The following is a 25,800-nucleotide window of genomic DNA, read 5'->3' as shown; positions in this document are numbered from 1 at the left end:
CCGCTATTCGATCGGCAAGCCGTCGCGCCTGATCCGGTAGTACGGCGCACCCTGGCGACATGGCTATGAAGGTCAGCGTGATCGTCAGTGTCCATAATCCGGGTGTCGGCGCCGACCCGTGCATCCGCTCCGTGCTGGAGCAGACGTTGCCGCCGGAGGCGTACGAAGTGATCTTCGTGGACGACGGGTCCACGGACGGCATCGCGGAGCGCCTCGACACCGTGGCCGCGGTCCGCAGAAACGTGAGGGTCCTGCACCTGCCGCACACCGGCTCGCCCATGCGCGGGCGCAACATCGGACTGGCCGCCGCCAAGGGCGAGTTCGTCTACTTCCTCGACCAGCGCGACCGCCTGGAGCGCACCGCGCTGGAGCACATGCACACGCGGGCCGGGGAGACCGACGCCGACGTGCTCGTCGGCCGCCTCGTACGCGACTCGGGGCCGCCGATGACCGCGTTCGAGGCCAGCACCGCCCGCGCCGACATCCTGCGTGACCGGCTGCTCAGCCTGCTCACGCCGCACAAGCTCTTCCGCCGGGCGTTCCTGGAGAAGCATCAGCTGGGCTTCGCCGTACCCGGGGGGCGGATGGCCGAGCAGGCGTTCGTGGTGCGCGCCTACCTCCTGGCCAAGGTCGTCGCGGTGCTGGCCGACCAGGTCTGCTGCCACCTCGGCGAGCGCGAGGAGGCCGACGACGACCTGCGCACGGTCGCCGGCGAACTGCTGTCGCTGCTGAACGTCGTCGACGAGCACACCGAGCAGGGCCGCCAGCGCGACCGCATGTACGCCCACTGGCTGCGGTCCGTGGTGCTGCGCCCGTTCCTCAGCGCCCGCTTCGCCGGGTCCTCGGTGGATCGCGGGAAGATGTTCACCACGAGCAGGGAACTCGTGCTGGAACGCTTCCCCGAGCGGCTCGACCGGCACCTGCCGGTGCACCTGCGCGCGGTCGCCGCGTTCCTGCGGGCCGGCCGCCTCGACCAGCTCATCAGCTACGCCAACGCCACGCGCCGCGCGGACCTGCGCGCCGACCTGCTCGACGTGCGCTGGGACGGCCCGGTGCTCGCCCTCGGCCTGGCCGTGGAGGTGCTGGCCGCCGACGGCGAGCCCGCCCGCTACCGGGCGGAGGAGGACGGGCGCCTGCGGTGGCTGCCGCCGTGCTCGCTCGACGACAAGGTCCTGCCCGACGGCGTCACGGACGTCACGACCGCAGTGGCGCGCGCCCGCATCGAGGTCTACGTACGGCACGCCGACACCGGAGTCGTCTACTTCCTGCCCGTCACCTACCACGTGGAACGCGTGCCGGAGGACGACCACGTACGGCTGCGCATCGTCGGCGAGGCCAAGCTGGACGTGGCCGTCGCCGCGCTCGGCACCCCGCTCGCCTCCGGTCAATGGGAGGTCCACGTCCGCATGTACGGCGGCGCCCTCCAGGCCAGAACCCGCGTACGCCGCCCCGACGGCCCGCTCAACTGCCTGGGCATCCTGGCCCAGCGCCCCAGGCGCCGCCTGGTCGTCCCGTGCTGGACCGACGCCGGAGAGCTTGGCCTGGCCATCGAGCCGCGCTCGTTCTCCGAGTCGATCGCCCTGGTCTCACCGGGCGCCAGCATCCGCCGGCAGGAGAACCACATCTACGTGGTCGTGCCCGTGCCGTACGTGCCGCCGAGCGGCGGACCGCCGCTGGAGCTGGTGCTGCGCAACACGGCCGGCCGCCTGCGCGAGATCTCCGCGCCCGCTCTGGTGGAGCCGGGCGTACCGGGCAGGATCGCGGGCCAGCTCGTGGCCAAGGTTCCGGTCAAGCGGCTGCTGCCGGGCCGCGACCGGCTCGGTCCCGGCGCCTGGATGTCCTCGCTGCGCGCCGAGGACGACGAGGTGGGCCTGCGCTTCGGGCTGGAGATGCGCGGCAGCAGGGTCGAGGTGTGCGCCTCGACCGAGCTGGATCCGGCGCGGCGTTCGCCCATGGGACGCGACACGATGCTGCGCCGCCTGGGCCGGCGGCTGCCGGGAGCCCGGCACCTGGTCCGCCTGGCCCGCGCGGGCAAGCACCGCTACCTCAAGGACTGACCCAGTCCTCCAACTCCTCGAAGGCCTTCCTGAACTCGGGCAGGATCGGCCTGAGCCGGTCCGGATAGGCGTCGACCAGGGCGTCCAGGTGGTTGCCGCCCTCGACGCGGTGGTAGCGGAAGGGGCGGTGCGGGCCGACCATCCCGGCGTAGACGTCGGAGGAGCGCGCGATGGGCAGCAGGGCGTCCAGCGTGCCGTGGACGGTGATGAGCGGCTTGGTGATCCGGCCGGTCAGCGCGATCTTCGCCACGGCCGCGTACGGCCGGCGCTCGGCATACACGTAGTCGGCCGGTGCGCCGGTGTAGGACGGGTCCAGTTCCTTCTGGTAGAGCTGCTGGGTGAGCTCCCAGTAGTACTGGCGGTGGAAGGGCCACAGGAACTCCGACTCCGGCGGGAAGCCGGCCCGCAGCGGGCCGTGCTTGAGCGCCGTGGGCAGGAAGTCCAGCAGGTTGTCGCCCTTCAGCCGCCAGAGCGTGCCCTCCCAGTCGACGCCGCCGTCGTAGAGGTGGCCGCGGTTCTCCAGCTGCCACCTGACCAGGTAGCCGCCGTTGGAGATGCCGGCCATGAGGGTGCGGGCGGGCGGCCTGCCGTACCGCTGCCTGACGACGGATTTGGCGGCCAGCGTGAGCTGGGTGACGCGGTGGTTCCACTCGGCGATGGCGTCGCCGGGGCGGCGGCCGTCGGTGTGGAAGTCGAGGCCGACGTTGCCCTTGTCGGTGGCGGCGAAGGCGTAGCCCTTGGCGAGGACCCAGTCGGAGATGGTGAAGTCGTTGGCGTACTGCTCCCGGTTGCCGGGGGTGCCGGAGACGACCAGGCCGCCGTTCCAGTTCTTGGGCAGGCGGATGACGAACTGGGAGTCGTGGTTCCAGCCCCGGGTCTTGTTGCCGGTGGAGGTGTCGGGGAAGTAGCCGTCGATCTGGGTGCCGGGGACGCCGGTGGGGTTGGTCGTGGCCGCCGAGTGGAGACCGGCCCAGTCGGCGGGGTCGGTGTGGCCGGTGGCGGTCGTGCCGGCGGTGGTGAGGTCGGCGAGGGCGGCGGTGACCGTGTGTTCGGCGCCGGGGACGGTGAGCTGCGGGGTGGCGACGACCATGCTGCCGAGCAGGGTGAGGGCGGCTAAGGCGTGCATCAGGACCGTCCGAGATGGTCGAGGAGCAGGCGGCGGAACTCCTGCGGGTGCTCCAGGTGGGGGCTGTGACCGCAGTTGGGCAGGACGGCTTCCTCGTAGCGGCCGTAGCGCTCCAGGACGGCTCTGGTCTGGGCGATCATCGGCTGGGCCGGGGTGCCGGGGGAGCCGGGCACCACGCCGATCGCGCCGAGGTGCGCCAGGTCGAACGGCGAGGCGTCGGCGACGATCAGGTCGTCGGCGCCTCTGATCCACAGGATCGGCGGCTTCTCCGGGAGTTCGTGGAGGTCGTCGAGGCGGAAGTGGGTGGGGGCCAGGGCGTTCAGGACCCCGCTCTTGCCCGGTGCCACGCCGGGCCAGCGGTCGGAGGTGGCGGCGTCGCCCGGGTAGTTGTGCTCGCCGATCCTGGTGGTGAGCATCGAGGCCACGTAGAAGTCCTCGTCGGGGACCGGGGCGGCGACGTAGGAACTGCGGAAGACGGACCGGGGTGAGGTGGGGGACTCGTCCGAGGTGTCGCCCGCACGGAGGCGGGCCACGAAGTCGGGGTTGGCCGCTCCGGCGCCCGCTCCGGTGCCGTCCTCGTGGGTCAGCCTGCCGTCGGGGCCTTCGGTGCCGCTGTAGCCGTAGGGGGAGACGGGGTTTACCAGAGTGATGCTCCTGACCAGGCCGGGGTGGTCGCGCAGGAGTTGCAGGACGACGCCGCCGCCCATGCTCCAGCCCACCAGGTGGGCCTTGGGCAGGGCGAGCGTCTCGATCAGCTCGGTCAGGTCGTCGGAGAAGTCGCGCAGGCCGCGGGTGGCGTCGACGGGGGCCGGGTCGGTCTCGCCGAAGCCGCGCAGGTCGGGCGCGAGCGGGAGGTAGGGCTCGGGCAGGGCCTTCAGGGTGTCGCGCCAGAAGGCGCCGGAGGAGATGTTGCCGTGGACGAACAGCACGGGCTCAGCCCCGTTGTCCCGAAAACCACTGTCCCGAAATTTCAGGACGTGCTGGGTGAGGCGGCGGGTGGTGACTCTCACGCGTGGATCCTCTCAGCCAGGTCGCGGCCCTGGGTCTCCTTGGCCTTGTACACGGCGAACAGGGTCAGGAGGGCGGCGATGCCCAGGTAGATGGAGATCGGCACCGCGCTGTCGTACGCCCTGAGCAGGGCGACCGCGATCACCGGGGCCAGCGCGCCGGCCACGATGGCCGACAACTGGGCGCCGATGGACACGCCGGTGTAGCGCGAGCGCGTGGCGAACAGCTCGGCGAAGAAGGCGGCCTGCGGGCCGTACATCATGCCGTGGAACAGCAGGCCGACCGTCACCGCCAGCGTGATCGCCAGGAAGTTGCCGGTGCTGACCAGCGGGAAGAACGCGAAGATCCACACCCCGATGCCGGCGGCGCCGGCGAGGTAGATCGGACGGCGGCCGACGCGGTCCGACAGCGCGCCCCACACCGGGATCGTCAGGAAGTGGATGGCCGAGGCGATGAGCACCGCGTTGAGCACGGTCGAGTTGTCGATCTTCTCGGCCTTGGCGTAGGTGATGACGAAGACCGTCAGCAGGTAGAACGAGATGTTCTCGGCGAGGCGGGCGCCGATCGCGGTCAGCACGTCGCGGCGGTGGTGGCGCAGCACGGTCACGATCGGCGGCGTCACCTCCTTCGGCGCCTGCTGGAAGACGGGCGACTCGGAGATCGACAACCGGATCCACAGGCCGATCAGCACCAGCACGCCCGACAGCAGGAACGGCACCCGCCAGCCCCATGACAGGAACGCCGACTCCGACTGCACCGCGGCCAGCACCGCCAGGACGCCCGTCGCCAGCAGGTTGCCGCCCGGCGCGCCCGCCTGCGGCCACGACGCCCAGAAACCGCGCCGGGCGGAGTCGCCGTGCTCGGAGACGATCAGCACGGCGCCGCCCCACTCGCCGCCGAGGGCGAAGCCCTGCACCAGGCGCAGGACCGTCAGCAGCAGCGGCGCCGCCGCGCCGATCGCGGCGTGCGTGGGCAGGCAGCCGATGAGGAACGTCGCCGCGCCCATCAGCAGCAGGCTGACGACCAGCAGCGTCTTGCGGCCCACCCGGTCGCCGAAGTGGCCGAAGATCAGGCCGCCCAGCGGTCTGGCGACGAACCCGACGGCGTAGGTGAGAAAGGCGAGCAACGTGCCGGTCAGGGGGTCGCTCTCGGGGAAGAAGAGCTTGTTGAACACCAGCGCGGCGGCCGAGCCGTACAGGAAGAAGTCGTACCACTCGATGGTGGTGCCGATCAGGCTCGCGCCGACGATCTTCTTGATGGAAGTGGCCATGCCGGTCACGCTAAAGAGTGACGGGCGTCACTCATATGGGGCCGTTCTCCACACTCTGGGGGGAGGTTGTGTGGCCGAGCCGGTGCAGGCGGAGCGCGAGCTGGAGCTCAAGGGCGCGCTCGGGTTCCTGCCAGCCGTCGCCGAGGAGCTTGGCGATGCGGTCCAGGCGCTGGGTGACGGTGTTGACGTGGATGTGCATGGCCTCGGCCGTACGCGAGGGCGAGCCGCCCGCGGCGAAGTAGGCGGCCAGCGTGTCCACCAGCGCGGTACCCCGGCGGGCGTCGTAGCCGCTCACCGGGCCCAGGACGGAGTCCACGAAGCCGGGTACGTCCTGGCCGTCGCCGATGAGCAGGCCCACGAAGCCCAGCTCGGCCGCGCCCGCCCCGTCGCCCGCCCGGCCCAGAGCGACCAGCGCCTGCGCGCACCGCTGCGCCTCCCGGTAGGCCGCCGTGACCTCCCCGTTCCTCGGTACGGCCGCGCCCGCCGTGGCCGGCTGCCCCAGGGAGGCGGTCAGCTCGGCGGCGATCCGGCGGGCGATTCCGCCGGGATCGTCACCCGGCAGCAGCAGCACGACCTCCTCGCCGCGCGCCGCCGCCAGCCCGTGCCGGATCGCCGCCTGCGAAGAGGCCCAGAACGCCGCGCGCTCACGCTGTCCCTCGTGCCTGGCCACGACCAGCACGTGCGGGGTGTCCAGATCGAGGCCCAGCCTGCGGGCGCGGTCGGCCAGGCCGGGTGAGCCGGGCCGGGAGATCAGGTCGTCCAGGAGTTCGCCGCGCACCCGGCCCTCGGCCTCGGCGACGCTGCGCCGGAACAGCAGCAGCAGCGCGCAGACCTGGGCGCCGCGTTCGAGTATGCGCTCGTCGGCGTCATCGCTGCGCAGGACGAGTGTGCACAGCGGCTCGCCGCCGACGTCGACGCTGGCGATGAGCAGTTCGCCGCGCCGTACGGTCCTGCCGAGGGCGCGCGAGGCCTGCGCCGCCTCGAAGACGCCGGGATCGGGCCCGGCCGCGCCGGCGTCACCGGCCAGGGGACGGCCGAGGTCGTCGAGGACGGTGAGCGTCCCGCCGAGTACCTCCGTGATCACCGCGGCCACGTTCTCGATGCCGCCGCCGCGCAGCACCACCGAGGTCATCCGGTCGTGGGCCAGCGCGGCCCGCTCGACCGCCGCCGCGTGCTCGCGCGCGGTCCTGTGCGCCTGGGACAGCTCGTCGAGGGCGTTGCGCGTCTCCTGGAGCAGTCGCGCGTTGTCGATGGCCACCGCCGCGTGCGCGGCCAGCGACGCCAGCAGCGCCTCCTCTTCCTGCAGGAACGGCCGCGCGCTGCGGTTGGCCGCGAACAACACGCCGATCACCCGGCGCCCCAGCCTGAGCGGCACCCCGAGGATGGCCACCAGGCCCTCCTCCTTGACCGCCGAGTCGATGGTCCCGGTGTGGTGGAAGCGCGAGTCCGCGGGATAGTCCGCGGTCGAGTACGGCCGCGCCGTCTGCGCCACGAGCCCGCCGAGCCCGTCGCCCATCCCGAGCCGCAGCGCCTGGAAGGCGGCCGAGACGGAGCCGTCGGTGACCCGCATGTAGGTGTCGCCGCGCTCGGGGTCTCCCAGGGTGAGGTAGGCGGTGTCGGTGCCGAGCAACTGCCTGGCCCGGTGGACGATCGCCTCCAGCACCGCGTCGAGGTCGCGCAGCGCGGCCAGGTCCCCGGCGGTGTCGAACAGCGCCGACAGCTCGGCCTCGCGCCTGGCCCGGCGGCGCAGCAACTGCCTGACCCGCAGCGCCTCCACCTTGGCCAGTTCGAGCCGCTCGATCTCGGCCGGGTCGGCGCCCGCCGCCCGCGCCTCGATGATCGGCCCCTCGAACTCGACCGCCGAGGCCTCCCGGGCGAGAAGTTCGAGGAAGCGCCTGACCACTAGCGTGCCGTCCAGCCGCCGTCGACGGTGAGCGTGACCCCGGTGATGAACGACCCGCTCGGCCCGCACAGGTACGCGGCCAGGTCGGCCACCTCCCCGGGCTCGATCAGCCGCTTGATCGCCTCGGGCCCGAGCATGATGTCGGTGAGCACCTGGCTCTCCGGGATGCCGTGCGCCCTGGCCTGGTCGGCGATCTGGCGTTCGACCAGCTCGGTCCTGACGTACCCGGGCGAGACGCAGGCGGAGGTGACGCCGTGGGGCGCGCCTTCGAGCGCGATCACCTTGGACAGGCCCTCCAGCCCGTGCTTGGCCGCCGTGTACGCCGACTTGTACGGCGAGCCCCGCAGCCCGTGCACCGAGGTGATGTTGACGAAGCGGCCCCAGCCCCGTGCGTACATGCCGGGCAGCACGTGCCCGGCGATCAGGAACGGCGCCTCCAGCATGACCTTGAGCATGGTCGCGAACGTCTCCGGCGGGAACTCCTCGATCGGGGCGACATGCTGGAAGCCCGCGTTGTTGACCACGATGTCGACTTCTTCAGGAAATTTCGTGACGAAGGCGGGCGCGGCGAGGTCGGCCACGACGGCCAGCCCGCCCGTCTCGGCCGCGACCTTCTCCGCCGCCTCCCTGTCCCGGTCGACCGCCACCACCGCGGCCCCCAGCGAGGCCAGCTTGAGCGCGCACGCGCGCCCGATCCCCGCACCCGCCCCCGTCACCAGGGCGGTCCGGCCGCTCAGCTCGTTCCCCATGCTCCCGACCATAGGCGCTGGCCGATTCCGGACGCATGGGTGCCGCCGCCATACCTGGGTGTTGATCTATGTGGTCCACACCGAGGTGCTAAGGTTTGGCTCATGAACGCGTTCTCGTACTCCTGGTGGCCCGTCTCCTAGGCGGACCCCCTAGCGTTCATCTCTACGGCCGCCTCGACGAGGCGGCCTTTCGCGTTTTCCCTCCGCCTTGCCGAGCAGACTCGACACCCGGAGGCGTCACGTGACCACCACCTGGCCCGCACTTCTCACCACGCTGCTCGGCGGCGGGTCGCTGTCGGCGCGCGACAGCGCGTGGGCGATGGAGCAGATCATGTCGGGCGCCGCGACCGACGCGCAGATCGCCGGTTTCGCCGTGGCCCTGCGCGCCAAGGGGGAGAGCGTCGAGGAGGTCGCCGGGCTCGCCGACGGGATGCTCGCCTGCTCGGCCGCGATCCGCATCCCCGGCGACCCCGTCGACCTGGTCGGCACCGGCGGCGACCGGGCCGGAACCGTCAACGTCTCCACCATGGCCGCGATCGTCGCCGCCGCGGCGGGGGCGAAGGTGGTCAAGCACGGCTCCCGCTCGGCCAGTTCCGACTCCGGGGCGGCCGACGTGCTGGAGGAGCTCGGGGTCGCCATCTCCCTGGACCCGGCCGCGGCGGCCGAGGTCGCGGAGGAGGTGGGGATCACGTTCCTGTTCGCCCCGATCTTCCATCCCTTCCTGCGCCACGCCTCCAAGGCGCGCGGGCAGCTCGGCGTCCCGACCGTCTTCAACTTCCTCGGCCCGCTCACCAACCCCGCCCTGCCCGCCGCGCAGGCGGTCGGCGTCTTCCACCCGCGCATGGCCGAGGTGATCGCGGGCGTGCTCGCCGAGCGCGGCGGATCCTCGCTGGTCTTCCGCGGCGACGACGGGCTCGACGAGCTGACCACCACCGGTCCGTCCACCGTCCACGTGGTACGGCGGGGCGCCGTGCACCGGACCGCCTTCGACCCGGCCGACCTCGACATCCCCAGGGCCACCGTGGCCGACCTGCGCGGCGGCGACCCGGCCCACAACGCCGGCGTCGCCAGGCGGGTCCTGGCGGGAGAGCAGGGCCCGGTGCGCGACATCGTGCTGCTGAACGCCGCCGCCGCCCTGGTCGCCGCCGACGGGACGCCACCGGCCGGCGAGCTCACCGAGGCGCTGGGCAAGGCGATGCGGCGTACCGCCGACGCCGTGGACTCCGGCGCCGCCGCCGGCCTGCTCACCCGGTGGGCGGCGGCCACGCGGGCGGCGTACCTCAGGAGAGGGAAAGCGGACCCAGGAGCGCCTTGACGTCGGCGTGGAAGGCGGGGCCGGGGTTGATCGTGCAGGCGGGCAGGCTCATCAGGACGTCCTTGCCCGCCGCGCGGCGTACCCGCAGGTGGACGGGGGTCTGGCCGGGGTGCGTGGTCAGGATGCGCTTGAACTCCCGCACCAGCCGGAGCGTCAGCTTCTCCTCCTCCAGCCGGATCACGAGCGGCGGGTCGGGCACCGTCAGGAACGTGACCTCCTCGCCGTAGACGCTCAGCGTCTCGTCGCGGACGTTGACCCGGCCGCTGACGGACACCACGTCGTCCTGCGCCAGCGACTCTCCGCACAGCGTGTAGACCTTGGGGAAGATCAGGCATTCGACGGCGGCCTCGTGGTCCTCCAGCGTGACGACGGCCCAGGGGTGCCCCTGCTTGGTCACCTTGCGCTGCAGGCCGGAGACGATGCCGCTGACCCGGGTCCTGGCGTCCTGACGGCCCGAGGACAGCAGGGCGGCGATCGTGGTGTCGCGGTGGGCGCGAAGGAGCTGCTCGGCGCCGTCCAGCGGGTGGCCGGAGACGTACAGGCCGAGCATCTCCCGCTCGTGGGCGAGCAGCGTCGGCTGGTCCCACTCCTCGTCGGGGATCGGGGCCGACAGTGCGTCCTCGGCGAACAGCGAGTCCTGGCCGTGGCCCTGGTTGCGTTTGACGCCGACGATCGCGTCCACGGCCTGCTCGTGCACGGCGACCAGCGCCCTGCGGCGGTGTCCCAGGCTGTCGAACGCGCCCGCCTTGGCCAGCGACTCGATGACCCGCTTGTTGCAGACGGCGGCGGGCACCTTGCCGAGGAAGTCGTTGAAGCCGGTGTAGGGGCCCTTCTCGGTGCGGGCGGTGACGATGGCCTCCACGACGTTGGCGCCGATGTTGCGCACCGCGCCGAGTCCGAAGCGGATGTCGGCGCCGACGGCGGCGAAGTCCAGCCGGCTGGCGTTGACGTCGGGTGGCAGGACCTTGAGTCCCACGCGGCGGGCGTCGGCCAGGTAGACGGCCATCTTGTCCTTGTCGTCGCCGACCGAGGTGAGCAGCGCGGCCAGGTACTCGCTGGGGTGGTTGGCCTTGAGGTAGGCGGTCCAGTAGGAGACCAGGCCGTATCCGGCGGTGTGCGACTTGTTGAAGCCGTAGCCGCTGAACGGGACCAGGACGTCCCAGACGGCCTTGATCGCCGGGTCGGAGAAGCCGTTGGCCCGCATACCGGTCGAGAACCGGTCCCATTCGGCGTCCAGCACCTCTTTCTTCTTCTTGCCCATGGCCCTGCGCAGCATGTCGGCGGCGCCCAGCGAGTACCCGGCGAGCTGCTGGGCGATGGCCATGACCTGCTCCTGGAAGACGACCAGGTGGTAGGTGTCGCCCAGGATCGGCTCCAGGGCCGATTCCAGCTCGGGGTGGATCGGCTCGACCGGCTGCCTGCCGGTCTTGCGCAGGGCGTAGTTGGTGTGGGCGTTCATCTCCATCGGGCCGGGCCGGTAGAGCGCGTTCACCGCGGCGATGTCGGTGAACGTGGTCGGCCGCATGAGCCGCAGCAGGACCCGCATGCCGCCGCTGTCCAGCTGGAAGACGCCGAGCGTGTCGCCGCGGGCGAGCAGTTCGTAGGTCCTGGCGTCGTCGAGCGGCACGTCGAGGATGTCGACGTCCACACCCTTGTTCGCCCGTACGCCGGCTGTCGCGTCCTGGATGACGGTGAGGTTGCGCAGTCCGAGGAAGTCCATCTTCAGCAGGCCCATGTCCTCGGCCTGGGTGAAGGGGAAGGCGGTCACGACCGGGCCGTCGGCCTTGGGCTTGGCCAGCGGGAGCACGTCCAGCAGGGGCTCGCTGGACAGGATGACGCCGGCGGCGTGGATGCCGGTGCCGCGGACCAGGCCCTCGACGCCGGTCGCGGTGTCGATCACCTGGCGGACCTCGGCGTCGGCGGCGTACATCTGCCGGAGTTCCGCCGCCTCGCCGTGGCGGGGGTGGTCCTCGTCGTGGATGGCCTGGAGCGGGATCTCCTTGCCGCCCACGGCCGCGGGGAAGGCCTTGCTGATCCGGTCGCCGAGCGCGTACGGGTGGCCGAGCACGCGGCAGGCGTCCTTGACGGCGGCCTTGGCCTTGATCGTGTTGAAGGTGACGATCTGGCAGACGCGGTCGTCGCCGTACTTGCGGGTGACGTAGTCGATCATCTCGTCCCTGCGGCGGTCGTCGAAGTCGAGGTCCACGTCCGGCATGGTGATCCGCTCGGGGTTGAGGAACCGCTCGAAGATCAGCTTGTGCTCGATCGGGTCGAGCTCGGTGATGCCGGTGCAGTAGGCGACCATGGAGCCGGTGGCAGAACCCCTGCCGGGACCCAGGCCGATGCCGTTCTCGCGGGCGTGCCGGCAGATGTCGGAGACGACCAGGAAGTAGCCGGGGAAGCCCATGGTGTCGATGACCGACAGTTCGTAGTCGATGCGGTCCAGGACCTCCTGCGGCGGCTCGCCGGCGTAGCGGCGGCGGGCGCCGCGCAGCGACTCCTCGCGCAGCCAGCTCGACTCGCTCTCACCCTCCGGCACCGGGAACCTCGGCGTGAGGTCGCGGTGGGCGAAGACCTCGGAGTAGTCGCCGACCCGCTCGGCCACGAGCAGGGTGTTGTCGCAGGCCCCCGGCACCTCGGCGTCCCACTGGGCGCGCATCTCCTCGGCGGGTTTGAGGTAGTAGCCGCTGCCGCCGAACCGGAACCGGTCGGCGTCGGCCAGCCGCTTGCCGGTGCCGATGCACAGCAACGCGTCGTGCGCCTGGGACTGCGACTCGGTGACGTAGTGGGAGTCGTTGGTGGCCAGGGGCGGCAGGCCCAGCGCCGTGCCGATGCGCAGCAGGTCCTCGCGGACGCGGCGCTCGATGGCCAGGCCGTGGTCCATCAGCTCCAGGAAGTAGTTGTCGCGGCCGAAGACGTCGCGGTAGCGGGCGGCGGCGGCGAGCGCCCGGTCGTACTGGCCGAGGCGCAGCCGGGTCTGCACCTCTCCCGAGGGGCAGCCGGTCGTGGCGATGACGCCTTCGTGGTGCTCGGCCAGGATTTCATCATCCATGCGCGGATATTTCTGGACGTGTCCCTCCAGCCAGGCCCGCGACTGCAGCCGGAACAGGTTCCGCAGCCCCGCCGCGTCCGCCGCCCACATCGTCATGTGCGTGTACAGCCCGCGCCCCGACACGTCGCCGCCCGCCCCGGTCTCGTCGTTGGAGCGCCGCAGCGACAGGTCCTCGCTCCAGAACACCGGCCGCCGGTCCCGCCGGGAGGCCGGCGCCACGTACGCCTCGATCCCGATGACCGGCTTGACGCCCGCCTTCCGCGCCGCCTGGTGGAACTCGTAGGCCCCGTGCACGTTGCCGTGATCGCTCATGGCCACGGCCGGCATCCCCAGCCTGACCGCCTCCGCCATCAGCGGCGCCACCTTGGCGGCGCCGTCCAGCATGCTGTACTCCGTGTGCACGTGCAGGTGTGCGAAGGACCTCATACCACTCCTCCTGGTTGTACGCTCGGCGCGGAACCCGAGCATTCGACCCGAGGCCGACATGGGTTGTCCAACAATCGACACGCGGAAAAGCACAACGAGTGGTTGTGAAAGGAGGTGGCGGTGGAAGGTCCCGAGCTCGACCTCGGCGCGGTGCGCGCGTTCGTGGCGATCGCCGAGGAACGCTTCTTCAGCGAGGCCGCCGCACAGCTCGGCCTCAGCCAGCAGGCCGTATCCAAGCGGATCGCGAAGCTGGAGTCAGACCTCGGGCTGACGTTGTTCTACCGCACGCGCGGCGGCGCCGACCTCACCCAGGACGGCACCGCCTTCCTGACCCACGCCCGCGCCCTCGTGGGCCTGGCCGACCAGGCCGTCGAACTGGCCAGGCGGAGGCACCGGGCGCTGCGCGTGGACGTGCTGGACACCCGGGTGGCCTCCATCGAACTGGTCCGCTCCTTCCACCGCGCCCGCGGCGAAGCCGACATCGACGTCGTCACCTCCAACGGCCTCAGGAGCGCCCGCGAGAGCCTCGGCAAGGGCCACGTGGACGCCGTCTTCGCCCGCGCCGACGGCGTGCTGCCCGACACGCTGGAAGCCGTCCCCGCCTACCTGGAACCACTCCATCTCCTGGTCGGCAGGACGCATCCGCTGGCCGGGCACAGGCAGATCGAGACCGCTGACCTGGCCGGGATGACCGTCTGGATGCCGGGCAACGAGGAGGGCAGCGAGTGGGCCGGCTTCTACGCCGAGATGGCCGCCGCCTTCGGGTTCCGGGTGGACACCTCGGGGCCGGACTTCGGCTGGGAGCACTTCGTGGAGACGGTGGCGGAGGGGGAACGGGTCAGCTTCGCGGGCGAGCGGACCCGCATCCCCCGGCACCCGGACACGACGCAGATCCCGCTGGTCAACCCGTCACCGGCCTATCCGTGCTCGCTGATCGTGCACCGGCAGAACCGGCGGCCGATCCTGCGGGCTTTTGTGGGGCATGTGCGAGAGAGCTTCCGCGCCTTCACCCCGGACCGGCACTGGCTGCCCGCCCGAGACCGAGAGGCTTTCCGCGGGCCGGGCGGGCTGGGGAGACCTCCCTCGGGCGGGCTGAGGGGTTTCCCCGCCGGGTGGCCAAGGGTGGCCGTTGCGGTGGGGCGTTCGTCCGACGTGAGAAGCGACCCCCACGATCGGCGCCCGCCCGCGTCGGCGGGTGGGGGTGGGGGCGGCTTCGCCGTAACGTATGGGCGGTCTTCAAGAGGGTTTGGTCATGGAGAGCACGTCGAGGAGGGCATCGAGCTGGGGCTCGGTGAGGGCGCCATTGGCCACGTGGCCGCGTTCGATGACGACCTGGCGGATCGTCTTGCGTTCGGCCAGTGCCTGCTTGGCGACCTTGGCCGCCTCCTCGTAACCGATGTAGCGGTTGAGTGGCGTCACGATCGACGGCGACGACTCGGCGTACTCGCGCAGGCGCTCCACGTTCGCCGTGATGCCGGAGACGGTGCGGTCGGCGAGCAGGCGTGAGATGGCGGCCAGCAGGCGGATCGACTCCAGGATGTTGCGCGCCATCACCGGGAGCTGGACGTTCAGCTCGAACGTGCCCGAGGCGCCGGCGAAGGTGATGGCCGCGTCGTTGCCGATGACCTGGGCGGCGACCATGGCCGTGGCCTCGGGGATGACGGGGTTCACCTTGCCCGGCATGATCGACGAGCCGGGCTGCAGGTCGGGCAGGTTGATCTCGCCGAGCCCGGCGCGGGGGCCCGAGCCCATCCAGCGGAGGTCGTTGGCGATCTTGTTCAGGGAGACGGCCACGACCTTGAGCTGCCCGGACAGCTCGACGATCGAGTCCTGCGCGCTCTGCGCCTCGAAGTGGTCGTCCGCCTCGCGGAACGCGATCCCGGTGGCCTCGCGCAGCTTCGCGATCGCCTGCTCGGCGAAGCCCGGCGGGGTGTTGATGCCGGTGCCGACCGCGGTGCCGCCCAGGGGGAGTTCGAGCACGTGGGGCAGCGCCGAGCGGACCCGGGCCAGGCCGTGCTCGATCTGCGCGGCGTAGCCGCCGAACTCCTGGCCCAGGGTGACCGGCGTCGCGTCCATGAGGTGCGTACGGCCGGACTTCACGTGGTCGGCGAACTCCGCCGCCTTCGCCCGCAACGCCGCCGCCAGGTGCTCAAGGGAGGGCAGCAAGTGGAAGGTGACCTCGGTCGCGGCGGCCACGTGGATCGAGGTCGGGAAGACGTCGTTGGACGACTGCGAGGCGTTGACGTGGTCGTTCGGGTGCACAGGACGGCCCAGCCGCTCCTCCGCCAGGCTGGCGATCACCTCGTTGGCGTTCATGTTGGACGAGGTGCCGGAGCCGGTCTGGAAGACGTCGATGGGGAAGTGCGCGTCGTACTCGTTGTCGGCCACGTCGGCCGCCGCCTGCGCGATGGCCTCGGCCAGATCCTTGCCGATCACGCCGAGCTCGCCGTTGACCTCCGCGGCCACGGCCTTGATCAGGCCGAGCGCGGCGATGTGGGCCGGCTCAAGCGGGCGGCCGGAGACCGGGAAGTTCTCCACGGCGCGCTGGGTCTGCGCCCGCCAGCGCGCCCCCGCCGGCACCCGGACCTCGCCCATGGAGTCATGCTCAATCCGAAACTCGCTCATGGCTCCCAGTCTGTCTCATGGAGGTCTGCCTCATGAGGGCGGTCAGCTGACGAGCGCCACGATGAGGATCGCGATGATGACCGCGGTCGCCGCGGCCACGGCCATGAGGATGAGCATGCCGCGCTTGTTGCCGGTCTGTGGCGGCTCCTGGTTGGTGCCGGCGATGGCGAACAGGTCGGTGCCCAGCCCCTTCTCCTCGAAGACCGGCGGCGGCTGAGGTGGCTGCTGCTGCTGGGGGCGCATGTGCGGGGGCGGCGGGTAGACCTGCTGGCCTGGCGGGTAGACGCGCATGGTGTTGACGTCCCCCTCGTCGACCGGCGGTCGCCGCACGGGCGGAGCCGGGGGCTGGGGGCGGGACGTGGGGTGGGGCGCGGTGTTGGCCGAGGCCGGGTAGGCGGGGGCCTGGGGGTTGCGTACGGGCGGGGCCGGAGGACGGGCGGCTGTGGGCATCTGGGGTGGTTTGGGGACCCGTACGGCGATCGTGCGGTCCGGGTCGTAGCCCTCGGCGGGCCTCGGGGGCCGCGGCGGCGCCTTCGGCGGTTCGTCCTTGATGATCGGGATCTCGCTGGTGGGCGTGTCGGCGACCATCCTGAGCATGGTCTCGGCCTGCGCCGCGCTCAGCCGCTGCTTGTAGTCCTTGTTCAGCAGCCCGGTCAGTGCCGGGCGCAACGGCCCGGCCTGCGTGGGCAGGTCCGCGTTCTCGCTGAGCAGCGCCGCCAGCGTCTCGGCGATCGACGAGCGCTCGTACGCCGGCCGTCCCTCGACCGCGAAGTACAGGGTCGCGCCGAGCGACCAGATGTCCGATTCCGGCCCGGTGTATTCGCCTCTGGCGCGTTCCGGAGCCGTGTAGCCGGGCGAGCCGATCACCATGCCGGTCTTGGTGAGCTTGCTGTCGCCCTCCTGCTTGGCGATGCCGAAGTCGGTCAGCACCACCCGCCCGCTCGCGGTGACGAGAACGTTCCCGGGCTTGACGTCACGGTGGGTGATGCCCTGGGCGTGCGCGGCGCGCAGCGCGCCCAGCAGGTCGACGCCGATCTCGGCCACGAGCCGCGGCGGCAGCGGGCCCTCCTCGTCGATGACCTGCTCCAGCGAGCGGGCCTCGACCAGCTCCATGATGATCCACGGGCTGTTGTCCTCGATGATGACGTCGTGGATCGAGGCGACCGAGGGGTGGTTGATCCTGGAGGCGGTACGGCCTTCCCTGACCATGCGCTCGCGCAGCTCGGCACGCTGCTCCTCGCTGAGCCCGGGATCCTGGCGAATCTCCTTGACCGCCACGTCCCGGCCGAGGGCGCGATCACGGGCGCGCCACACGGTGCCCATGGTGCCCCGGCCAAGCGGGGCTATCAGCTCGTAGCGCTCCGCGAGCAGGCGTGTGTGCTGTTCCGGCATGGGTAGAAGATATCGATTCTCGCTTAGGAAGTGCTTTACCCTCGCTTGCGAAGTTCTCGTGGCCAGAAGCGACGAGGAAGGCACAACTTTATCACCGCAGCTTTAAATCGGGCATAAGCCGACAGAGTGGGACGTGGTTCCACGCGCTTGCGGTGCACGCCCTCGCCCTGTCGACGTTCCATCCTGGGCCCCGGTACGGCCAGCGCCGCCGCCGTGGCCTCCGCCCGATGCAGCCCGCGATGCGCGGGCCTGCGCGCGAAAGACGGGGTGGTGATCACCGGCGTCGGCCGCGCGCCCCTTTTCACCGGCAGCGGTTCCTCGGCCGAACCGCCCGCCGCCACGCGGGCCAGCATCAGCGAGGCGCGCACCGAGTCGAGCCGGGTCTCCGGGTCGATGCGCAGCAGGGCGTCGAGCACGGGCGCCAGCGGGCCCGCCTTGGCCATCGGGATCGGCTCGCCGCTGGTCAGGGCGGCCAGGGCGGCGGCAGCCGTACGCCGGCCATGGAGACCTCTGCCCTCGGCGGCGGTGTAGAGGGTCGCGCCGAGCGACCACAGGTCGGCGGCGGGGCTGGCCTTGGCGCCGAGCACCCGCTCGGGCGCGATGTAACCCGCGGACCCCAGCACGATGCCCGCCTGGGTGATCGAGACGTCACCTTCCAGCGCGGCCAGGCCGAAGTCGGTGAGCACCGCGCGGTCCTCGGTCACGAGCACGTTGCTGGGCTTCACGTCGCGGTGCAGGATGCCCTTGGCGTGGACGGCGCGCAGCGCGCCCAGGATCTGGCGGCCGATCTCGGCGGCCTTGCGCGGGTGGAGCGGTCCGTCCTCAAGGATGAGCTGCTCCAGGGACTTGGCCTGGAGCAGCTCCATCACGATCCACGGCCGATCGTCCTCGGTGACCACGTCGAAGACGGTGATGACCGAGGGGTGGGCGACCATCGCGGTGGCCCGGCCCTCGCGCTCGGTGCGGGCGCACAACTCCGCGCGCAACTCTTCATCGAGTACGGCGGGCAGCCGCACTTCCTTGACCGCCACGTGCCGGTCAAGCAACTCGTCATGCGCTCGCCAAACGGTGCCCATGCCACCGCGGCCGACCGGCTCCAACAACCGGTAGCGCGCGGCGAGGAGGTAACCGGCGGGCGCACGCATGGCAGGCAGCTTACCTATTTGTGTAAACCGACCAGTAGAGGCCGGGCCGATAAAAAGTTGCGAACTTTGGTCAACTCGCTTGACTTGTGACGTCAGCGAACCTACGCGTTACGTCGTCCCAGTTGATCAGGCTCCACAGCTTCTCCACGTAGTCCGGGCGGACGTTGCGGTACTGCAGGTAGTACGCGTGCTCCCAGGCGTCGAAGACCAGGAGTGGCGTGCTGTTCATGCCGACGTTGCCATGGTGGTCGTAGACCTGCTCGACGATCAGGCGCTTGCCGAGCGGTTCCCAGGCCAGGATTCCCCAACCGGAACCCTGCACCCCGGCGGTGGCCGTCGTCAACTGCTTCTGGAAGGCCTCGAACGTGCCGAAGTGCTCGTCGATGGCCGCCCGCAGCGCGCCGTCGGGGCGGTCGCCGCCGTCGGGGGAGAGGTTCTCCCAGAAGATCGAGTGCAGCACGTGGCCGGAGAGGTTGAACGCGAACGTCTTCTCCAGTCCGACCAGCCCGCCGAACTCGCCCTTGTCGCGGGCCTCGGCGAGGCGCTCCAGGGTGTCGTTGGCGCCCTTGACGTACGCCGCGTGGTGCTTGGCGTGGTGCAGTTCCAGGATCTCGCCGGTGATGGCGGGCTCCAGCGCCGCGTAGTCGTAAGGCATGTCAGGAAGGGTGTACTCCCCCATGTGTCCTCCTAGTCGATCACTGGCATCCGACACTATTGCAACTATCACGCAACTGCATCAGACCTGCGACCTAGGTCCAGCTCTTCTTGCGAACTATTCGCAACTAAGACATGATGGCAAGAGTCAGTTAGGTCCTGGTCGTGCGGGCGAGCGGTCTCCGTTCGCCCGCACCTCCGTTTCTGGCCCCGGCCGGTTCGTCCCCAACTCCCGTTGTAGGGGGACCCCTGAACCCGCTTACGAAACCCTTGTCGCGTCTTGTCAGTGGGTTGTAGGTGTGCGGTAAGAGGTACGGCGCAGAGTGAAGCCATGAAGCAGGCAGGCAGCCCCCGAAACTGTCGGTCCCGATCGTCAGAATGAGGGCAAGCGCCCAGACCTTAGGGACGTGATGAAGATGCGCCAGACCCAGATCAGGCCCCGTCCGAAGAAGCCCGCCGGGACCGCGCTGGACCTCCGCACTCCGTCAGGGCGCAAGCTGCCCTTCTGAAAACCACAAGCTTTTCCAGGAGTCACCTGAGAGGTGCACGATGTGCAGTCACCAGCCGATCTGCCCCACTGCCTACTCCGCCGACCGTGAGGCGTCGCACGTGATCTCGGCCCACCCTGACCAGGGCTGGAGCTTGCTGTGCAATGGCGTGGTGCTGTTCGAGGACACCGGGTTGCTGCTGCCGGACGGCACCGTCGTCGCTCCTCATCGGGAGCCGGTCGCCGCCTGAAAGGCAAGGTCCTTCACTTTGGCGCGCTTCGTGCGTGGGAGGTTCCGGGCGTTCTTCCAGTCGAGCTGAAGCTCGACCCCTGTCGGTCCTCGCTCCGCTCGGGCCTTCTCCCCAAGGCGCGCCTTCGGCGCGCGCCGCTGGCGCCCCAGGGTCAGGACGAGACGCTCAATCCCGGCTGGACGCCTTCCGCGGTTGGGGCTTGGATGTCTCCGGCGGGGAGCCTGGACAAGATCGCCTAATTTCCGTCCGTCTCGTCGGCACGCCGCCGCCATGCCGGCTCCTCATACAGGTCCGGCCACTGTCCCCGTCGCAGCCTGTTCTGCCAGATAGCGGCCACGACGGCAGCGAGCAGCAGACCGACCATCACCGCGACGCCACCTGCGGACAGCAGCAGTTCTGGGGCCCAGGTGCTCATCCCGCCCACTGTGATCGCTCCCGCGAACATCAGCATGAGCACGACCCGGTCCGTGATGCCGATGGACCGCCGTTGGCCGACCTGCACGCCTTCGGCCGGGAGCAGTTCCCACACCTGCCCGCACGCCGGGCACCGCCATGGCGAGGGGTTTCCTGCTAGGGCGACAGGCCGGTCGCATTCATGCGTGCCGGGCTGCTCGTCCACCTGGTCAGCCTCCTCCGGCAGGTCAGGCGTAGTCGAGTGGATATCAGGTGTAATAGGACCGGCAGAAGGGCGGCAGCCGGTTCGAAACCCGTGATCACGATATCTCCTTGGCAGCGCTCCCGGCCGAGGGCTCGGCGGTCGGCGCGCTTGCCAGGAAGTCCCTCATGAACCCCTTGAGCAGACGGTCGGCGTGCGGCTTCCACCGGACTCCGAGTCTTGCCCGAGCCCATCGTGCACTGTGTAGTTGACCTTGTCCGGCTTCATGCGGAGTGACTGGCGTCTCGGACCGTCACGCCCGCTTGCACGTCGTCCAGCCGCACAAGCAGCTCACGAGCCACCACGTGCTGCATGTCGTACTCATCCTCATCGAACCTGAGGATGGCGTTGCGTTCGACCGGAACCACCGGCGGCAAGTAATAAGCGAACAAATCTGCCCGCACTCCGAAAGGGGAGCAGTCGCCCACGGTGAAGACGGCGGCGTTGAGCCGTAGGTGAGAACATCGTGAGATCGCTTCCGGGATGCACGCCGGGCACGTCGGCGGTGCGTTGGTATAGCCGTCGCCATCACCGCCGTTGCCGGACGACAACAGCCACCAAATCCGACCCGTCTCCCGATCTACAGCGGACCGCGCGCACACCTGGCACAGCCGCTTGTCCATGCAGCGCCATTGCCTCAGCGTGTTGACCGACTTGAAGTCAGGCCGGCCCGTGCGGTTCTGGCTCTGCCGCAGCAGGAGGACACCGTTGCGGAAGTCGTCTCGTTGCGGCACCGCGTAGCTCAGTCGCAACCCGCCGTGGTCGGGTACCCACTTCAGCGGAGGGTTCTGAGCCTCTCCTGTCCACCCGATCACGTACGGACAGCGGAACGCTCGCTCGCTTGCCGTGGCCGTTGTCATGCCGACGCTCCGGCGTTCTGCGTGACCAGCAGGCCGACGCGGTCCGGGTAGTCGCTTGGCACCATCTCGATTCGGCTGTGCCGAGGCTCGTTGTCCGGGCCGCCGCGCGCCAACTCGACGGCGTAACTACCGGAGCGAGGGCCGACGGTGACTGTGGCGATTCTCCATCCGGCGTTCGCGTAGATGATGAGCTTGGGAGGGTGCCAAAGGGTCTCGCCAGCGGAGTAGAGCTTGATCGCGCATCGGTCGGCAATCCGCTTGATCAGTTGGGCATGGATGCACGCTGCCGTCAGATACTCAAGAACCCGGTCAAGAGCCGCGTTCTGCGCTGCCGCTTCCTCCTCCGGTATCGGCTGGCATAGCAGGTCATCAGCCGATGATGTGCTGTGTGTGCGGGTCATGCGTCGACGGTAGGAGGGAGCGTTTCGACGGCTCCACAAACTTGCGGACACTTGCGGGCGCCTACTCGAGGGAGTCCATCGCTCGCTTGATTAGGGCTCGGGCTTCTCGCCCGAAAACGGCTATTTCGTGGAACCGCATGAACATCTCGGCGTACATCCCGATCTCTCGCGGTTGCGTGATCGTAAGGAAGCCCGATACCAACTCCACGTTGGCCTGCGCGTCATCGAAGATGTAGAAGTTCTCGACAGGCCAGCGGCCCGCGCGCTCCGTGTCGGGCGGGATCACAGCCAGCGACACCGATGGCAACGCCATTGCCTCCAGCAGGTAACCGAGCTGTCCGATCATCACCTCAGGCCCACCACGCCGATAGGTGAGCGCCGCTGTCTCCAAGATGAAGACAAACCGATGATTACCCTCGTAGAGGATGTGCTGACGGGCCATGCGCTCTGCGACGGCATCGGCGACATCATCCACTGGCACCTTTCTGCCGTCGCGGATGGCCGCCAACGTCGCTGTGGTGTACCCGGCTGTCTGAAGGAGACCTGGAATGACGTCCTGGCAGTACGACCGATAGAGACGGGTACGTTCGTACAACGCGCGCACCGCGACGTTCAGATGGGTGAGGCCAGTCTTTTCCGCCCGTCGCCAGTCCAGCCATGCCGAGTCCACCGCACGTAGCTCAGCGATCAACTCAGGCAGTAGGCCAGGCACTCCACACGCTTGCACCCAAGCGGCAAGATCGTTTTCGGACGGTTGCTTCTTGGCGTTCTCGATCCGAGACGTCTTGGACTCGTGCCAACCGGCAAGGGCTGCGAGCGCCCTGGCGTTCAGGCCGGCATCAAGGCGGATTTCGCGTAGCCGCAACGCAAGCGCCTGCCTGGCCGCCTGGGCGCTGGAACTGGGCGAGTGCGAACTGCGCATGGATCTATGCGACCGGTGCGATCAGCAGGGCGCTCAGATCCGATACTCCGAATGATTGATCGCCCGTTCCCATGCCGCCGCGAAGGCGGCGGCACAGTGCTTCACCGTGGTTGCGTCGTCGGTTTCGTCGTTGGAGATCCACGTGCCGTCCCCGGCGAAATGACAGAACTGCACCAACCTGTCATCGAAGATCCACACATCGTTTCCCGGCGGAGTCAGATCAGACGCCAGACGCCGAGGGAGCCACCTGATCACTTCCCCGGCGGCAAGGTTGACGCCGGGAGTAACTGCGTGCTCGAAGGCGATGTAGGTGCTGACAGGCTCCGACACGATGCGGACTCGACGCATGGCCACGCGCCGCCTGACAGCAGTACGCGCCGTAGCCGCCCAGTCCGAATACTGGCGGACAGCCTCATTGAGATCTCCAGCTTCCCAGGCCAGATAGCCAGGGTCACCGGTCATGTACTGGTCGCGCATCTCCAGCTTGAACGCCGTGTGCTCACACGTCGCCAGGAGTTCGCTGAAGTCCGCCATGGCACGCCTCCATGATGATCTCGATCATGCGCGCCGGAAGGCGCACCACCGATTCGCTGTCCAGAATCGGGCTCTTGTCATCGACCCACGCGAGTAGTTCCGAGTCCGTTACGGTCGCGCCTTGGAAGAGGAAGTCACCCGTGACGGGACCCCTGAAGACGGCCGGGCAGTTGTTGCCTGGGTTGTCGGGACCCTTGCCGTAGAACGCTAGCGCCATGGCGATCTCCTACGTTTGGGGCTTGCGATTCCTTGCGCACTTGCGTGCCTGCACTCTCAAACGGCCGGCGTCAATACAACATCAGCGCTGGTGCTGACAACGCTGGATCACCCCGGAACGATGAGAAGCCTCGGACTTCGCACACGCCAAGTCCGAGGCCGGCGGGAGATCTATCTAGCGCGGCGGGCGGGTGATCGACAGGACGGGGCCGGTTCTATCGGTGAAGAAGTCTTCGCCCTTGTCGTCGACCACGATGAACGCCGGGAAGTCCGCCACCTCGATCTTCCACACGGCCTCCATCCCCAGCTCGGGATACTCCAGCACCTCGACCTTCTTGATGCAGTCCTGTGCCAGCCTCGCCGCCGGTCCGCCGATGGAGCCGAGGTAGAACCCGCCGTACGCCGCGCACGCCTCGGTCACCTGCTTGGACCGGTTGCCCTTGGCCAGCATCACCATGGATCCGCCCGCGGCCTGGAACCGTTCGACGTAGGAGTCCATCCGGCCCGCGGTCGTCGGCCCGAAGGAGCCGGAGGCGTATCCCTCGGGCGTCTTGGCGGGGCCGGCGTAGTAGACCGCGTGGTCCTTCAGGTACTGCGGCATCTCGCCGCCGTTGTCGAGCAGTTCGCCGATCTTCGCGTGGGCGATGTCGCGGGCGACGACGAGCGGGCCGGTGAGCGACAGCCGCGTCTTGACCGGATACTTCGTGAGCTCGGCGAGGATCTCCTGCATGGGGCGGTTGAGGTTGATCTCCACCACGTCGTCGGACAGGTGCTCGTCCGTGGTCTCCGGCAGGAAGCGGGCCGGGTCGGTCTCCAGCTTCTCCAGGAAGACGCCCTCCGGCGTGATCTTCGCCAGCGCCTGCCGGTCCGCCGAGCACGACACCGCGATCGCCACCGGGCAGGACGCCCCGTGCCGCGGCAGCCTGATCACCCGCACGTCGTGGCAGAAGTACTTGCCGCCGAACTGCGCCCCGATGCCGAGCTTCTGGGTCAGCTCGAACACCTTCTGCTCCAGCTCCACGTCACGGAAGCCGTGCCCGGCCGCCGACCCCTCCGTGGGCAGCGCGTCGAGGTAGCGGGCGCTGGCGTACTTGGCCGTCTTCAGCGCGTACTCCGCGCTGGTGCCGCCCACGACCACCGCCAGATGGTACGGCGGGCAGGCCGCCGTACCGAGTGAGCGGATCTTCTCCTCCAGGAACGCCAGCATGCGCTTCTCGTTGAGCACCGCCTTGGTGTCCTGGTACAGGAACGACTTGTTGGCCGACCCGCCGCCCTTGGCCATGAAGAGCAGCTTGTAGCTGTCGTCGCCCTCGGCGTACAGCTCGATCTGGGCGGGCAGGTTGCTGCCGGTGTTCTTCTCCTCCCACATCGTCAGCGGCGCCATCTGCGAGTAGCGGAGGTTGAGCTTGGTGTAGGCGTCGTAGACGCCGCGGGAGATGTGCTCGGCGTCGCGCCCGTCGGTGAGCACGTGCCGCCCGCGCTTGCCCATGACGATCGCGGTGCCGGTGTCCTGGCACATGGGCAGCACGCCGCCGGCCGAGATCGACGCGTTCTTGAGCAGGTCGAGCGCGACGAAGCGGTCGTTGCCGCTCGACTCGGGGTCATCGACGATCTTCCGCAGCTGGGCCAGGTGGCTGGGCCGCAGGTAGTGGGAGATGTCGTGGATCGCGGTCTCGGTCAGCGACCGCAGCACCTCGGGGTCGACTTCGAGGAACGTCCGCCCGGCCGCCTCGACCTTCCGCACCCCCTCCGTGGTGATGAGCCGGTACTCGGTCTCGTCTGCGCCAAGCGGAAGCAGGTCGGTGTAGTCGAACTCGGGCATTCTCTCGATCCTTTCGGTCCCCATAGAGGGTACGCCCACCGGAGGTCAGTGCCCGCCCGCCTGCCGTGCGGCGGCCTGCACCCGGGCGAGGTGTCTCTCCCACCACGCGGCCTCGCCGGAGGGGAGGTCGTCGTTGCTCCGGCGTCCAGCTCCTCGATGGTGGCGTCGGCGTGGGCGCGCGGGCGTCGCGCAGGTAGCGGTGGAGCTGCGCCTTGTGATCGGTCATGCTCAGAGTCTCGTGCACGGGAAAGGGGTGTTCCAGCATGGTCAGGGATGACTTCCTCGCCGCCGCCCGCTCGGCGGCGGGGCTGCTGCGCGCGCCGGAGGTGGCCGCCGCCTGGGACGGTCCGAGCGCGCTCGCCGGCTTCAGCGTGTCCGGCCTCGCCGGGCATCTCGCCTATCAGGTTCTGGGTGTACGGCACGCGCTGGCCGACCCGGTTCCGGAGGAGGAGACGGTCACCCTGCTCGGCCACTACGCGCGCGTGGAGTGGATCGGATCGGCTCCCGACGACCCGGTGAACGTCCGGATCAGGGACGGCGGCGAGCAGGTCGCGGCGCAGGGCGCGGACGCCCTGGCCGGTGCGCTCGACGCGGCGGTGGACGAGCTGACGCGGACGCTGGCCGTGGTGCCGGAGCGGGCGGTGCGCATCCCGCTGTGGGGGCCGTGGTCAATGTCGCTGTCCGACTTTCTCCGTACACGGATGATGGAGCTGGCGGTGCACAGCGACGATCTGGCCGTGAGCGTGGGGGTGGCGACTCCGGTGCTGCCCGACGCGGTGATGGAGACGGTGATCGACCTGCTGGCGCGGCTGGCCGTACGGCGTCATGGGGGGACTGAGGTGTTGCGGGCGCTGTCTCGGGCCGAGCGTTCGCCGGGGAGTATCGCCGCCTTCTGAGTGAGACGAGACGGTCCGTCTTGACACGGATGGA

21 protein-coding genes and 1 pseudogene are annotated in these 25,800 nt (G+C 69.8%); 5 read left to right on the top strand and 17 right to left on the bottom strand.

The features are described from left to right. The first annotated feature begins 59 nt into the window (after positions 1–59). On the top strand, positions 60–2,057 hold the full coding sequence (locus tag ACFWY5_RS37570) for a glycosyltransferase family 2 protein (protein ID WP_379610716.1): 1,998 nt from the start codon (positions 60–62) through the stop codon (positions 2,055–2,057). Here ACFWY5_RS37570 and ACFWY5_RS37565 read toward each other — a convergent pair. From ACFWY5_RS37565 to ACFWY5_RS37545, 5 genes are read right to left on the bottom strand one after another with little or no spacing between them, the layout of a single operon-like run. Further along, complete coding sequence (locus ACFWY5_RS37565; protein WP_379637608.1) at positions 2,047–3,183, bottom strand: alpha/beta hydrolase family protein; 1,137 nt, start codon at positions 3,181–3,183, stop codon at positions 2,047–2,049. The two genes, ACFWY5_RS37570 and ACFWY5_RS37565, sit on opposite strands and share 11 nt — an antisense overlap. Continuing rightward, positions 3,183–4,193, bottom strand: coding sequence for an alpha/beta fold hydrolase (locus ACFWY5_RS37560; protein WP_379637607.1), 1,011 nt, complete (start codon positions 4,191–4,193; stop codon positions 3,183–3,185). The genes ACFWY5_RS37565 and ACFWY5_RS37560 overlap by 1 nt, the downstream gene beginning before the upstream one ends. Further along, positions 4,190–5,461 carry an MFS transporter gene (locus ACFWY5_RS37555; protein ID WP_379610711.1) on the bottom strand — a complete coding sequence of 424 codons (1,272 nt, stop codon included), beginning with the start codon at positions 5,459–5,461 and terminating at the stop codon, positions 4,190–4,192. The genes ACFWY5_RS37560 and ACFWY5_RS37555 overlap by 4 nt, the downstream gene beginning before the upstream one ends. Before the next feature lie 31 nt (positions 5,462–5,492). After that, entirely contained in the window at positions 5,493–7,364 is a 1,872-nt protein-coding gene (locus ACFWY5_RS37550) for a helix-turn-helix domain-containing protein (protein ID WP_379610710.1), read from the bottom strand. After that, on the bottom strand, positions 7,364–8,113 hold the full coding sequence (locus tag ACFWY5_RS37545) for a 3-hydroxybutyrate dehydrogenase (RefSeq protein WP_379610709.1): 750 nt from the start codon (positions 8,111–8,113) through the stop codon (positions 7,364–7,366). Before ACFWY5_RS37545 ends, ACFWY5_RS37550 begins: the two co-directional genes overlap by 1 nt. Before the next feature lie 241 nt (positions 8,114–8,354). Between ACFWY5_RS37545 and trpD the strand changes: the two genes are divergently transcribed. Then, complete coding sequence (trpD, locus tag ACFWY5_RS37540; RefSeq protein WP_379610708.1) at positions 8,355–9,428, top strand: anthranilate phosphoribosyltransferase; 1,074 nt, start codon at positions 8,355–8,357, stop codon at positions 9,426–9,428. Here trpD and dnaE read toward each other — a convergent pair. Then, on the bottom strand, positions 9,394–12,906 hold the full coding sequence (gene dnaE / locus ACFWY5_RS37535) for a DNA polymerase III subunit alpha (RefSeq protein ID WP_379637606.1): 3,513 nt from the start codon (positions 12,904–12,906) through the stop codon (positions 9,394–9,396). The two genes, trpD and dnaE, sit on opposite strands and share 35 nt — an antisense overlap. 114 nt (positions 12,907–13,020) lie before the next feature. On the opposite strand from dnaE, the pseudogene ACFWY5_RS37530 reads away from it, so the two are divergent. Further along, positions 13,021–13,893, top strand: a pseudogene (locus tag ACFWY5_RS37530) (LysR family transcriptional regulator); the annotation flags it as partial. 249 nt (positions 13,894–14,142) lie between these two features. Here the strand turns inward: ACFWY5_RS37530 and ACFWY5_RS37525 are convergent. From ACFWY5_RS37525 to ACFWY5_RS37510, 4 genes are all read right to left on the bottom strand, one after another. Continuing rightward, positions 14,143–15,531: a class II fumarate hydratase gene (locus ACFWY5_RS37525; protein ID WP_379610705.1), complete on the bottom strand. Its 1,389-nt coding sequence runs from the start codon at positions 15,529–15,531 to the stop codon at positions 14,143–14,145. A 42-nt stretch (positions 15,532–15,573) separates the two neighbouring features. Then, entirely contained in the window at positions 15,574–17,007 is a 1,434-nt protein-coding gene (locus tag ACFWY5_RS37520) for a serine/threonine-protein kinase (protein WP_379637605.1), read from the bottom strand. Continuing rightward, positions 16,959–18,068, bottom strand: coding sequence for a serine/threonine-protein kinase (locus ACFWY5_RS37515; protein ID WP_379610702.1), 1,110 nt, complete (start codon positions 18,066–18,068; stop codon positions 16,959–16,961). Before ACFWY5_RS37515 ends, ACFWY5_RS37520 begins: the two co-directional genes overlap by 49 nt. Positions 18,069–18,138: 70 nt before the next feature. Further along, positions 18,139–18,747 (bottom strand): superoxide dismutase, encoded by a 609-nt coding sequence (locus ACFWY5_RS37510; protein WP_379610701.1) that lies wholly within the window; start codon positions 18,745–18,747, stop codon positions 18,139–18,141. A 524-nt stretch (positions 18,748–19,271) separates the two neighbouring features. Between ACFWY5_RS37510 and ACFWY5_RS37505 the strand changes: the two genes are divergently transcribed. Then, on the top strand, positions 19,272–19,460 hold the full coding sequence (locus ACFWY5_RS37505; RefSeq protein WP_379610699.1) for a DUF5999 family protein: 189 nt from the start codon (positions 19,272–19,274) through the stop codon (positions 19,458–19,460). A gap of 235 nt (positions 19,461–19,695) precedes the next feature. Here the strand turns inward: ACFWY5_RS37505 and ACFWY5_RS37500 are convergent, their stop codons facing one another. From ACFWY5_RS37500 to ACFWY5_RS37470, 7 genes are all read right to left on the bottom strand, one after another. Beyond that, entirely contained in the window at positions 19,696–20,079 is a 384-nt protein-coding gene (locus tag ACFWY5_RS37500; RefSeq protein ID WP_379637604.1) for a hypothetical protein, read from the bottom strand. A 260-nt stretch (positions 20,080–20,339) separates the two neighbouring features. Continuing rightward, positions 20,340–20,975 (bottom strand): hypothetical protein, encoded by a 636-nt coding sequence (locus ACFWY5_RS37495; RefSeq protein ID WP_379610697.1) that lies wholly within the window; start codon positions 20,973–20,975, stop codon positions 20,340–20,342. Beyond that, entirely contained in the window at positions 20,972–21,376 is a 405-nt protein-coding gene (locus ACFWY5_RS37490; protein WP_379637603.1) for a hypothetical protein, read from the bottom strand. Before ACFWY5_RS37490 ends, ACFWY5_RS37495 begins: the two co-directional genes overlap by 4 nt. A 61-nt stretch (positions 21,377–21,437) precedes the next feature. Beyond that, positions 21,438–22,298, bottom strand: a complete 861-nt coding sequence (locus tag ACFWY5_RS37485) for a DUF5753 domain-containing protein (protein WP_379637602.1) — start codon at positions 22,296–22,298, stop codon at positions 21,438–21,440. 33 nt (positions 22,299–22,331) lie between these two features. Further along, positions 22,332–22,832 carry a DUF6879 family protein gene (locus ACFWY5_RS37480; protein ID WP_379637601.1) on the bottom strand — a complete coding sequence of 167 codons (501 nt, stop codon included), beginning with the start codon at positions 22,830–22,832 and terminating at the stop codon, positions 22,332–22,334. Continuing rightward, the gene (locus ACFWY5_RS37475) at positions 22,798–23,049 is read right to left on the bottom strand and encodes a hypothetical protein (protein ID WP_379637600.1); all 252 of its coding nucleotides are present in this window, start codon (positions 23,047–23,049) and stop codon (positions 22,798–22,800) included. The genes ACFWY5_RS37480 and ACFWY5_RS37475 overlap by 35 nt, the downstream gene beginning before the upstream one ends. A 174-nt stretch (positions 23,050–23,223) precedes the next feature. Beyond that, positions 23,224–24,870 (bottom strand): fumarate hydratase, encoded by a 1,647-nt coding sequence (locus ACFWY5_RS37470; RefSeq protein WP_379637599.1) that lies wholly within the window; start codon positions 24,868–24,870, stop codon positions 23,224–23,226. A 263-nt stretch (positions 24,871–25,133) separates the two neighbouring features. On the opposite strand from ACFWY5_RS37470, the gene ACFWY5_RS37465 reads away from it, so the two are divergent. Then, positions 25,134–25,766: a maleylpyruvate isomerase N-terminal domain-containing protein gene (locus ACFWY5_RS37465; RefSeq protein WP_379637598.1), complete on the top strand. Its 633-nt coding sequence runs from the start codon at positions 25,134–25,136 to the stop codon at positions 25,764–25,766. The last annotated feature ends 34 nt before the right edge of the window (positions 25,767–25,800 follow it).

This window comes from Nonomuraea sp. NPDC059007 (genome assembly GCF_042740555.1).
Classification (GTDB): Bacteria; Actinomycetota; Actinomycetes; order Streptosporangiales; family Streptosporangiaceae; genus Nonomuraea.
The sequence above is the reverse complement of the archived record's forward strand: the minus strand, read 5'-3'. Positions and strand labels throughout refer to the sequence as shown.